The organism is Bradyrhizobium sp. AS23.2, assembly GCF_001908185.1.
In the GTDB taxonomy this organism is placed as follows: domain Bacteria; phylum Pseudomonadota; class Alphaproteobacteria; order Rhizobiales; family Xanthobacteraceae; genus Bradyrhizobium.
Genome location: NZ_LGHM01000160.1, coordinates 1 through 10,553 on the forward strand (window position 1 = coordinate 1; position 10,553 = coordinate 10,553).

The 10,553-nt window shown below is 62.4% G+C and carries 10 protein-coding genes and 2 pseudogenes; 8 read left to right on the top strand and 4 right to left on the bottom strand.

All coding sequences use genetic code 11. The features are described 5' to 3' along the window. Together AC630_RS31505 and AC630_RS31510 are read left to right on the top strand one after the other, a co-directional pair. Nucleotides 1-898 (top strand): annotated as a pseudogene (locus tag AC630_RS31505) (hypothetical protein); the annotation flags it as partial. 114 nt (nt 899-1,012) lie between these two features. Further along, nucleotides 1,013-1,354 (top strand): hypothetical protein, encoded by a 342-nt coding sequence (locus AC630_RS31510; protein ID WP_074122359.1) that lies wholly within the window; start codon nt 1,013-1,015, stop codon nt 1,352-1,354. Nucleotides 1,355-2,385: 1,031 nt separating this feature from the next. Here the strand turns inward: AC630_RS31510 and AC630_RS31515 are convergent. Then, a complete protein-coding gene (locus AC630_RS31515; RefSeq protein ID WP_083636457.1) occupies nt 2,386-2,829 on the bottom strand; it encodes a tautomerase family protein in 444 nt (147 codons plus the stop codon). Nucleotides 2,830-3,719: 890 nt separating this feature from the next. Between AC630_RS31515 and AC630_RS47315 the strand changes: the two genes are divergently transcribed. The 4 genes and pseudogenes from AC630_RS47315 to AC630_RS47320 form a co-directional block, all read left to right on the top strand. After that, the gene (locus AC630_RS47315; protein WP_283808467.1) at nt 3,720-4,103 is read left to right on the top strand and encodes an acetamidase/formamidase family protein; all 384 of its coding nucleotides are present in this window, start codon (nt 3,720-3,722) and stop codon (nt 4,101-4,103) included. A 54-nt stretch (nt 4,104-4,157) separates the two neighbouring features. Further along, nucleotides 4,158-4,577: a ribbon-helix-helix domain-containing protein gene (locus AC630_RS31525; protein ID WP_074122365.1), complete on the top strand. Its 420-nt coding sequence runs from the start codon at nt 4,158-4,160 to the stop codon at nt 4,575-4,577. A gap of 4 nt (nt 4,578-4,581) precedes the next feature. Continuing rightward, nucleotides 4,582-5,757 carry an extracellular catalytic domain type 1 short-chain-length polyhydroxyalkanoate depolymerase gene (locus tag AC630_RS31530; RefSeq protein ID WP_074122360.1) on the top strand — a complete coding sequence of 392 codons (1,176 nt, stop codon included), beginning with the start codon at nt 4,582-4,584 and terminating at the stop codon, nt 5,755-5,757. Nucleotides 5,758-5,893: 136 nt separating this feature from the next. Then, a pseudogene (locus AC630_RS47320) lies at nt 5,894-6,094 on the top strand (hypothetical protein); the annotation flags it as partial. Nucleotides 6,095-6,347: 253 nt separating this feature from the next. Here the strand turns inward: AC630_RS47320 and AC630_RS43030 are convergent. From AC630_RS43030 to AC630_RS31550, 3 genes are all read right to left on the bottom strand, one after another. After that, nucleotides 6,348-7,910 carry an AAA family ATPase gene (locus tag AC630_RS43030; protein ID WP_083636460.1) on the bottom strand — a complete coding sequence of 521 codons (1,563 nt, stop codon included), beginning with the start codon at nt 7,908-7,910 and terminating at the stop codon, nt 6,348-6,350. Nucleotides 7,911-8,014: 104 nt separating this feature from the next. After that, a complete protein-coding gene (locus AC630_RS31545; protein ID WP_208867071.1) occupies nt 8,015-8,425 on the bottom strand; it encodes a hypothetical protein in 411 nt (136 codons plus the stop codon). 285 nt (nt 8,426-8,710) lie between these two features. Then, complete coding sequence (locus tag AC630_RS31550) at nt 8,711-9,382, bottom strand: metallophosphoesterase (RefSeq protein ID WP_245330572.1); 672 nt, start codon at nt 9,380-9,382, stop codon at nt 8,711-8,713. Here AC630_RS31550 and ku point away from each other — a divergent pair. Beyond that, entirely contained in the window at nt 9,344-10,327 is a 984-nt protein-coding gene (ku, locus tag AC630_RS31555) for a non-homologous end joining protein Ku (RefSeq protein WP_074122363.1), read from the top strand. The two genes, AC630_RS31550 and ku, sit on opposite strands and share 39 nt — an antisense overlap. Nucleotides 10,328-10,408: 81 nt before the next feature. Next, nucleotides 10,409-10,553: metallophosphoesterase family protein (locus tag AC630_RS31560; protein ID WP_143198468.1), on the top strand; the 145-nt coding region annotated here is incomplete at its 3' end.

The window sequence follows — 10,553 nt, forward strand, 5'->3', positions numbered from 1 at the left end:
GGGCGGCAACAATGGCGGGGCGGGCGGCTTTGGTGGGGGCGGCGGAGGCGCCGTTGTCGCCGGCGCCGGCAATTCCGGCGGAGCGGGTGGCTATGGCGGCGGGGGCGGCGGCAATGACACGCTGGGCGGCACCGGCGGCTTCGGCGCCGGTGCAGGCGGAGCTGGCGCAGGTGGCGGCGGTTCTGGCTTCGGCGGCGGCATATTCGTCATGCAGGGAGGCTCGCTGACGGTTGCCGGGGGTTTCACCGTCAACGGCAACACGGCTACGCCCGGCAGCGCCGGTGGTGCGACCGCGCAGGCCGGCCAGTCGGGCGGCAGCGGCTTCTTCCTGCAGGGCGCCGGCACGTTGACCTTCACGCCGGGGGCAGGGCAAACGCAGGCCATTTCCGACGTCGTGATGGACGAGACGCGTTTCCTCGCGCTCAACCCCGCCTATACGCCCCCCGTCGGTTTCACGGCTGGCGCCTGGGGCATGACGTTCAACGGCGCGGGCACGACAGTCATCACCGGCACGCAAGCTTACGCCGGCGCGACCACAGTCAATTCCGGGGCGCTAGTGATCAACGGCAACATCGCCCAGTCGAGCGGTCTCACCGTCAACGCCGGTGGCACGCTCGGCGGCGCCGGTATCGTCGGCAATACGACGATCAATGGCGGCACGCTGTCGCCTGGCAACTCGATCGGAACGCTCACCGTGCAAGGCAATCTCGTTTTCACGGCGGCGTCGAGCTACCTATCGGGGCATAGCGGACACCGAGCAAGACGCACCGCCTTCTCTGTAACTGCAACCGCGGATTTTCTGGCAGCAGATATTCTGAATAAGTGCGATCTCGCGTATCCGGCTCGTGGGGGCACTCCCAAAGGACCCGGAGCCTGCCTTGGCAACGCGCCCCTATGACCTACGACCTTGCAAGGGTTCCTTCACCTTGATCTCGGGATACACCCGAATTGGGGATCGCTTCGTGTTAAAGAGTGAGACCGCCGCTGCTGGGGGCCAAACGGAGATAATCCGATGAACACTCGGACACTTGCTGCAGCGCTCGCGGGAGCAACTCTGTTCGGCCTGACTGCGCAGGCCGCGCCGCAGCCCAAGCACAAGGCTAAGCCGGCAGTCACCGTCACTGTGACGAACTCGCGCAAAGTGGATCTAGTCCAGCTGGAGGCGGCCGGGTCCGGCTCTACAGACTGGAAGAAAGTGGTCGGCCCGGTGAAATCCGGCCAGCAGGCGTCGGCTAAACTGCCGCAGGCCAGCGATTGCCGCTTCGATCTGCGCGGGACGTTCGACGACGGCGAGTCAATGGATGCGTCCGGCATCAACGTCTGCACCGATAAGACGCTCAACCTGACCGATTGACGCGGGCTCTCTCTTGCCGCTGGCCGGGATGAGTTCGGCGGAATTACTTCCGGGCCGAAGAGTTCGGGCACGCCACCCGCACCGCCGCTCTTGGCGATCAGCGTAGGGTGCAAAGGCCGACGCCGCTTAGCCAAGACCCGGTTAGAGCGGCGCGCTTCCGAATTTCTGTCAAGACTGCTTCTGGTCCATCAGCGAAGTACCCGGACGCCTCCTCCTCGGAGTTCGGAAGATACAGGGCATTATGGCGCCAATCGATCAACTACGGCTGTCGTGCTCTCTCGGCGCCGATCGCGGTTGTGAAATGTCGGGACATCATGTTGACGCTGCGAGCCAATAGCCGACTCGAGGCATAGGCGGAGACTAACGCGTCCAGCAGCCCCGGCGAAAACGCGCTGGGAGACATATGATCCCGACGTGGATGTTCAGCGCTCCGAACAGGCGCGTGAAGGATTCGAGTAGATGAATTGAAGTCTGACCGGCGTCATCTCGCTTTGCCAAAACCAAGAATTCCGGTACACACGGGCGGTACACACAACTCCGCAGGCTGTTCGGAAATCCTTGGCTTTTCTGCGGTTTTCGCCTCGTGCGCGGGATTGGGTTCGAATCCCTCCGTGTCCGCCATATTAAAACGGCTTCGAGAAAGCCCCGTAAAATAAGGTCTTACGGCACGCCAGGAGCTTCTGGTGTGGCCCCGGGGTGTAGCCCTAGGGGTTGGTGTCGAATGTTGCCCTATCCGGCCCTTACTTTCAACGCCGTTGCTAACAAGGAGCCTTCCGCCTGAAGGCCCGCTCGTTTGGTTATGTGCGTCGGCGTTATCGCGAGGTCCCGACTTGAGCTTCGCGACCTCGCGAGTGGACGTTACAGATTGTCGTTGCAGACCCGCGGCCAATCAATGCGTGAAATGATGCTGCCGCAACTTTCTATTCGCAGCCATTGAAGCAGCGCTTATCAATGTGAGAGGCGATCTTGCGGCCGTCCGACGCCGTGCCACAAACAGCGGCGACGCGGCACTCCGCGATTGCTCTGCACGACTAGCTAGTCGCTGGAGCACGCATCGCGGAAAGGTCGACCTGCTTCCCGTACATCCCCCAATTGATCTCGGGGATCTCCTGGACGGCGACGTAGGCCGGCACTTTGCCTTCGCCCATATTGGCGTGTTTGCCGAGGATCGCCGTGCCTTCCTCGATGAACCGCTTCCTGGCGGGATCGTCGAGGCCGCCCTTAATGGCGTTGATCAGCAAAACTATGATCGGATGCGATGCGACTTCTCCGCCGCTGAAAATCGCGTCGGGCGCGTGCTCGGCGAAGAGGACCCAAACCCCCGACCGGATCGCGGGCGTGTCAGCAAGGCGCTCGCACGCCATTCCGAGGTCAGTCAGTTCGGCAGCCACTCGCGCGCGAGCCTCGGTGGTGAAAACGCCACTGGGAGCGTGAACGAACATTTTGGGCACGCAATCCTCCTCTTCTTCGGTCAAGCGCCCTCCGTCAACCGGACTCAAGAATACAATCCGGTGGCCGTGCACAGATGCTCGACCGCTGCGGCGACTGCAGGCGCCAATGGAAACTCTTTTAGCCCGGTCTCGCCAGGGAGCGCTGTATATCGAGATAAAATCTTGCAAACGAGCGGAGCGTGACGTCGAGATAGGTTGTGAATCCGCGCGCGAGGCCCCAGTAGGTGTCGCGTTGAAGAGATCAATCATCGATCTCCTGCAGACGTATGGATCATTTACCTCTATTTATTTGCAGGTTTTTTGAGAGCCGCGCGATACTGCGAAGACAGTGGGTTCGCATTGCGGTCGCTGTCGAAAAGCAACTAGTGCGAATCGATCCAGTGAGAACGTGATGGACGAGATGAAAACTCGACATTGGTGAGTATAGCCATGCTTGATGGAGAAAACACGATGCGCACGCTCTTGGCCGCCGGCCTTCTTGTTATCGTCACTTCCTCCGCAAATGCGCAAATGACACGCCACTATGCGACGCGTCATCATGTCATCGTCCGCCCCGACTTCAGATCAAGTTTCGCAGCCGTCCCAGGTTGGGATCGCGCACCAGCCATGTCAGTCATCGGATATAGTGACACCCCCCAGCTACGGTGATCTTTCCAAGCTTGGTGGTCAGCCGCCGTGCGGATGTTAGAGTACGCCCGCATCCCCCTGTTCTGGGCGGGCGCGAACTGAAGGCGATGTACCGACCATGGGGACGTCTCGGCTTGCCGCTGCGACACCACGCGCTCGCGGCAGAGTGACAGGCCCCGCGTTGTGCGTTGTAAATTGACGTTAACTCTTGATCTGCAGGGGCTGGTCGTAAACCAGCTACCGCGAAGCTCCAGCGGTCAGATCGTTCAAATCGTACGGAGCCCGGCATCACTGCAAATGTCGATGCAACGAACAATCATTCCATGTCCGGCCCAGTGTTCATCGAGGGCGCCAAGCGTGGCGACGCGCTGGCCGTCACCGTCGTTGATATCGCGCCGGCCGATCATGGTTATACGGCTCGGCTTCATGCTGGACAGGGCGAAGAAAGCTCAGATTTCTGCCAGAGCGCTTTGGCGCGCATGACGGCTGCGGCGGAAATATCGCTGCTGCGGGGGTCCGATGAAGGAGGAGCGGCGAAGGGAATTTACACCGATCGGACTCGGATCTCTCGACGTCCGTCTGGGCGCGATCTCCGGAAACATCGGAATCCCGGGGGACGCCGCGCGCTGGCTAGGCCGATTTTAAGCTGCCCCTTGAAAATCACCCCCTGACATCCATTTGCCATCCATGCACCATCCAATTGGATGGAAAAGTGCGTGCGTTCCATGCCTGACAATGTCCGCGAGTTGCGACTAAAGACCCCCGACACCGAGAAGATCACGATCAACCTCGGTTATGTCGATCTCGGTCAGGTCGATCTGATGGTGCAGGAAGGGTTCTATTCCAACCGGACCGACTTCATCCGGACGGCCATCCGCAACCAGCTTGAACGCCATGCGGATGTCGTGAAGCAGTCGACTGTCCGAAAGAGGCTGGATCTCGGCCTGCGGACCTATAGCCGCACGGATCTCGAAGCGGCGCGACGCGCCGGCAAGATGCTGCACATCAACGTTCTCGGCCTGGCGAGCATCGAACAGGACGTCACGCCGGATCTGGCCCGCGCGACCATCGCTTCGGTCTCGGTGCTCGGAGCCCTCCATGCCACTTCCGCGGTCAAGGCCGCTCTCGCCGACCGAACGAGGTAATGCGATGTTGGATCAGAACATAGTTCGCGAGGCCACCCGCCTCACGCGTGCAGGTCAATTGGTCGAGGCCACCGCGCTCCTGCAGCGCATGCTGCGGGGCGAGAGCGTGTCGAAACCGTCCCGCGGCGCTGCTGATGTCGTAGCCCCGAGGCTCGAGCCGCCAACCATCGACCTGAAGGCTAGTGTCGTCGAGGAGCAGGCCCCTTCCGTTGAGCGGCGCAAACGCCCCGCACCGCTCGACGGCATGCGGGAGTTCTCCGGGCTCGGCCTGCGCGGCTCAATGAAACGCGCTCCGCCCTCCACGACGGATATCGCACCTGACGGCACAAGGTTCGTCGCCGACACCTTTCGCAATGCGGCCGGAAGTCGAAGCTACAAGCTTTTCATCCCAAGCCGCTCGCGGGGACGAACGCTTCCTCTCGTCGTCATGCTTCACGGCTGCACCCAGTCGCCGGACGATTTCGCGGCCGGCACCCGGATGAATTTCCTAGCGGAGGAGCTGAATTGTTTCGTGGTCTATCCGGAGCAGCCCAGCGGAGCCAACCAGGCGAAATGCTGGAACTGGTTTCGCCCGGGCGACCAGCAGCGGGGCGGTGGCGAACCTTCGCTGATCGCGGGCATCACCCGGCAGATCATGCGAGACCATTCGATCGATCCTAAGCGCATCTATGTCGCCGGCTTGTCGGCGGGCGGGGCCGCCGCCGCCATTATGGGCGAGACGTACGCCGATCTGTACGCGGCTGTCGGGATCCATTCGGGTCTGGCCTGCGGTGCCGCCAGCGACCTTCCCTCCGCGTTCGCTGCGATGCGGCAGGGAGGCGGGCCCAAAGCTGTCGCCCGATCGCCGGTGCCTACCATCGTTTTCCATGGCGACCGGGACACCACGGTGCATCCGAACAACGGCGATCGAATCGTCGAGCGGTCCCCCAACGCAGCGAATCCGAAAGCGAAGGTGATCCATGGACGAGTGCCTGAAGGGCACGCCTATACTCGCACGATCCTGACCGACGCCGGCGGTCGCGCCGTCTCCGAGCATTGGAATATTCACGGGGCCGGCCACGCCTGGTCGGGAGGCAGTCCCGCCGGCTCCTACACCGATCCGCGAGGCCCGGACGCGACGAGGGAAATGCTGCGTTTCTTCCTCGAGCATTCGCTCGCGCGATGCGATCAGCCGACATGAGGCGGTCAGGTTGAACTGGTAGGGTCGCCGAAGTCCATTTGTGCGGAGCTCGTTCATGCGCAAGATGCCGTTCGACCCCGAAGTTGCGGATGTCGTGCCTGCGGACGAGTTCTTGACCCCTTACGAACACGGCACCGAGTTGCCAGTGCTCGAGGTCGTGTCAGCGATCCACATTCTTGCCGACTTGACGCTCGGCCTCGGCAAAGTCGTGCACGACTATTTGCGGCAACCCAGCCAACAAGCACGGCGCATCAACGAAATGGCCTTGGCTTCATCGCCAGCAGGCAGAAGGAGTGGCACTTGTCAGGAAGCGCTTTGCGGGCGAATGGGGCTTTAGAAGCATCGTGAACTGCTGGCTCTCGACAGATTGATATTTTCGCAAACGAGCTTACGGTAACCAGGGTGCTCCGGCGCGCGCTGGAAAACCGCGGGTCTGCAGAGCTTAGGCCCCGTCCTTACGGTAACAAACCCCAACGATTTCAATGGTCGCGCCCAGACTACGAATCTGAGGGGCGGACCCGACTCGTTCCGTCGCGCCAGCGGTTAGCTGGCTTCGCTTTGAGGCTAGGGATGTCGCCAGGAAGACATGGTCAATGCCTCACTGCACGCAGGTCGCGCTCGCGCAGGATGGGTTCCACCATACGGCGGAGTTGGCGCACCGAGCCGCCGCACCAGTATTGCGTGAGCGAAGCGCGCTCGATCCCGTTGAGCGGTGGCATCCAGTTCTGGTCGAGGCCGCGCTCTTTGGCGAGGTCGGCGATGATGGCGGGCAGCAGAGCGTCGACATTGCTCGCGGTCGGCTTCGGAAACGTCACCACGCGAAAACGATCCCGGATCGCACTCGGCAACGGATCAAGGCTGTTCGCAGTGGCGACATAGGAGACCTGGGACAGATCGAGGGCTGTCTGCAATGCGGGATCGGGGTAGCGGGCATTGGTTTCGGGCTCAAGAAAGGCAAGCAGGCAATCCCACAGGCGTCCGTAGTCTGATCGCGTGGCGGCCTTCTCAATCTCGTCGATCATGACCAGCGGATTGGCGATCTTGCCCTGCGCAACGGCAAGAAAGGGATGACAGGGTTCGGCCGAGTACCAGCGCCGGTCTGTCCCGCCGAATACCGCGCCGTCGCAGCGCGAGGCGTCCTCGCGCCAGACGCTGACGCCCACGGTCTCGCCAAGGCGCCGGACGAACCGGCTCTTGCCTCCGCCGGGGGCGCCGACCAGCAACAGCGGACGCAGGCGTACCGTTACACGGCCAACGAGGTCGGCAAGCACGAAATCGACCACGTCGGCGGCATAGGGAAATTCGTGCACGAGGGTTTTGCGAACCTCGTGCAGCGGAGGCGCCACGACCAACGGCAAGGCCTTGTTGATCGAGCTCTTCAGTGGTCCCAGGATGTCCTTCAGCTTGGGGTTTTTCATCTCCTCTGCAGAGAGGCGTGCGACCATGAGATGATTTTCTCGAATCCCTTCCGCCACAGGGGAGGGCACCCGCGGCAGGTTCGCGGCAACTTTGTCCTCGGCTTGCTTGTTCCGGCGCTCCTCTGCCTCCCTGGCCTCCTGCCGGGCGACAGCCTTGGCCGCGGAGATGCGATACTCCGTCATGGTCGCGCCCAGGACGTGAGCATTCACAGCTGCCGAAACTCCCTTTGACAGAAAGTCGGTGCAGGCCGGCAGCGCCGCCCAGCCGAAGGCGAAGCGCTCGAGGACGCAGCAGAGCCCTTGCTCGGCATGTCTGGAAGCTCCGTGAAAGGCGTGAACCAGCGCCTTGCCGACCCTGCGGTAGTGGTCGAAGTGGGTCACGTCGTGTGGCAGCGGCAAGCATAAAAGTCGGACGCAGTCGGCCAAACTGCGAAGGTTCGGCTGGTCATCGGTGACCGCGCGGCGGTCGAGCTCCGCAGCGAGCGCCAGCCCCGTTTCGACGCCCGGTGTCACCGCCCAGGCCACGGTGTGCGGGATTTTTGGGCAGAGTTCGTCGATTTCGGCGATCAGCCGCTCCTCGATATGGGCTGCATTGCTGCCAACCAGCACGGCGTAGCGCAACAGCCGGGGTAGTCCCTTCAGCCGATCCTCCCAGTCCGCCGAGTCGGCGGCTGCACCGGTCGAGACAGCATCTGCGATCGCGGGCAGATCGATATCGTCGTCTTTCGCGCTCATGCCTTGCGCTCCGACCCTGTCGTCGCCCTTTGGAAGCCAGCCCAGTTGCGGGGCCGATGGCGGATGCCATGCGCGATCGCCCGGACCGACGCACACGGCAAAGCTCATGGCGTCTCCGTCCGGGCGCAGCAGCCTACCGTGCTGGTCGGGCTCAGCGGCTGGGAGGTCAGATCGAGGTAGACAAGGTCGGCGCAGGCAAGCGCTAATATTGCCGGTACGGGATCAACCTCACTGCGAATGCTCTTGAGAAGTTCTCCTAGCGGCATCGTTCCCTCATCCAGCAGGATCTGCAGGGCACGCATCCGCAAGCCGACTGGGACGGGGATCTTGCGATGCGCCCAGACCATCTGGGTGTTGCCGTAACGCGGCTGCCGCATGATGTCTTCCGCGGTCAAGACCATCGGCGTCAAGCCGAGCTCGGCCAGAGCCATTTCTGCCGATCGCAGCTCCTCCGAAGTGCGGACGCGTCTTGTCGGAACGATGTCGAGCAGGAAACGGCCGTCGTCGCGCCGCACGACGACGGCATCAAGGTTAATCGGCTTCGAGACAACACGCGCAGACGCGATATGCTCGATGGATCGCACCTGGTGATCGAGCGATGCCTGAATGAGTGCGTCGCGTAAAACAGGATGTCGCACAGGGATTGCGGTGGCGGTCTTCGCGGAAACGAATAGATCGGGGGGGCGCCTTCAACCGCCATTCTGTCGGATACGGTGCTACACGCGAAGCCAGAGGAGGAACATGCTGCGATGTGCCGGTCGATTTCGATCGGTCGCCAGTGTCGGCCATGGCTACCTCCTTCAGATTTCGATGACGAGGTTCGGATCGAAACGCGGATTTTCCCAGGTGCGATACTTCGGCAGCCAGGGTCCGTAGCCCTTGGCATTGGAGACGACTCGCGTCTGACCGATGACGGTGTCCTCGGACTCGTGGGTATGGCCGTAAATCCAGACGTCCGCAGGCCGGAGCGCACCAAATCCGTCGTCAGGTGCCGACGACATCAAGAACCTGAGATCGCTCCGATACGCAGCGGCGAGGATCTCGTCGTGGCCCGTCGGGTCGGAAAGGGGCAACGCTCGACCTGGATGCGGGGCATGGTGGGAGACCACGACCAGCTTGCCGGAGCGCGGCTTGCGCATTTCGCCTTCAAAAAACTTGCGGGCCGCAAGGTGGCGCGCATAGGCGTGGTATGGCCGAAAGCGCTCCATGTAGCGCGCGGTCCTGATCTTGCGGAAGTCGTTCATATGCTCGGCGGCGACAGCCATCGCGCGACGCTGATCACCGCAGAGAGCGAAGTCGGTCCAAAGCGTCGCGCCCGCAAACGTGATCCCGCCGATCTGGACCGTCTCGCTCTGCAACACATGAACATTTGTATTTCGCGCTGCCGCTTTTGCCTTTTCGACGGCCCGATCGATGTCGCCGCCATAAGCCTCATGGTTGCCCATGATGTAGACGACCGGTCGATCCGGCACGCGTTCGCGCAGCCACTTCACTCCCCGCGCGCCAACTGGAAAGGCTTCCTGCGTCTGTCGCTCGTCACCTGCCCGGTGGCGCTCTACCCGGCGACCTCGGAATCCGAAAAGATCTCGTTCAACCAGCTCAACCGGCAAACCGGTCACCGTATCAAGTACGTGAAGGTCGATGCGGATACCGGGGACGAGGTGGCCAACGAGGACATCGTCAAGGGCTACGAGCTCGACAAAGGGCAGTACATCGAGGTCACGAAGGAAGAGCTCGAGGAGATCGCGCTGGAGTCGACGCGGACCATCGAAATCGACGAGTTCGTCGACAAGTCCGACATCGACCCGCGCTACCTGATCCGCCCCTACTACCTGCGTCCGGACGGCAAGGTCGGCCACGACGCCTTCGCAGTGATCCGTGAGACCATCCGCGAGATGGCCAAAGTGGCGATCGGGCGCGTCGTGCTGACCAACCGCGAGCACATCATTGCGCTCGAGCCAATGGACAAGGGGCTCGTCGGCACGCTGCTGCGCTATCCGTACGAGGTGCGCAGCGAGCAGGAGTATTTCGACGAGATCCAGGACGTCAAAGTCACCAAGGACATGCTCGACCTCGCCAGGCACATCGTGAACCAGAAGGCTGGCACCTTCGATCCCGGGAAGTTCGAGGACCACTATGAGACCGCGCTGGTCGACCTGATCAACCAGAAGCGCGCGGGCAAGACCATCCGCCCGAAGGAGCGGCCGAAGGGCGAGAACGTGGTCGACCTGATGGAGGCGCTACGGCGGAGCGTCGGCCGGGAGGCCGCGCCGGCAAAGGCGGCAAAGCCCGCCAAGAAGCCGCGCAAGGTGGCGGCAGGCCAGAAAGAGATGTTGATGCCGATCCAAGGCAAGAAGCCGGCGAAGGAAGCAGCGGCGAAGAAGCCCGCGACCGGCCAGCGACGGAAGTCGGCATAGGCGGTTGATGTCCGGGGTACCGGCGGTGCATCAGGAAGCCGCGGCCCAACGCGCGATAAAGTGCTTCAACCGGACGCTTCGATGACCTTCACCATCGGCATCATCTCGGATACGCACGGCGTGCTCAGACCGGAGGCGCTTCGCGCGTTGGCCCATGTCGACCACATCATTCACGGCGGCGACATCGGCGATCCCGAGATCATCACCGCGCTGCGGAGAATTGCCC

Bases quoted from the DNA above. Each gene is read 5' to 3' on its own strand.
- ku (WP_074122363.1), top strand. From the start codon at position 9,344: ATGGTTGCCCATGATGTAGACGACCGGTCGATCCGGCACGCGTTCGCG.
- AC630_RS31510 (WP_074122359.1), top strand. From the start codon at position 1,013: ATGAACACTCGGACACTTGCTGCAGCGCTCGCGGGAGCAACTCTGTTC.
- AC630_RS31525 (WP_074122365.1), top strand. From the start codon at position 4,158: ATGCCTGACAATGTCCGCGAGTTGCGACTAAAGACCCCCGACACCGAG.
- AC630_RS31530 (WP_074122360.1), top strand. From the start codon at position 4,582: ATGTTGGATCAGAACATAGTTCGCGAGGCCACCCGCCTCACGCGTGCA.
- AC630_RS43030 (WP_083636460.1), bottom strand. From the start codon at position 7,910: ATGAGCGCGAAAGACGACGATATCGATCTGCCCGCGATCGCAGATGCT.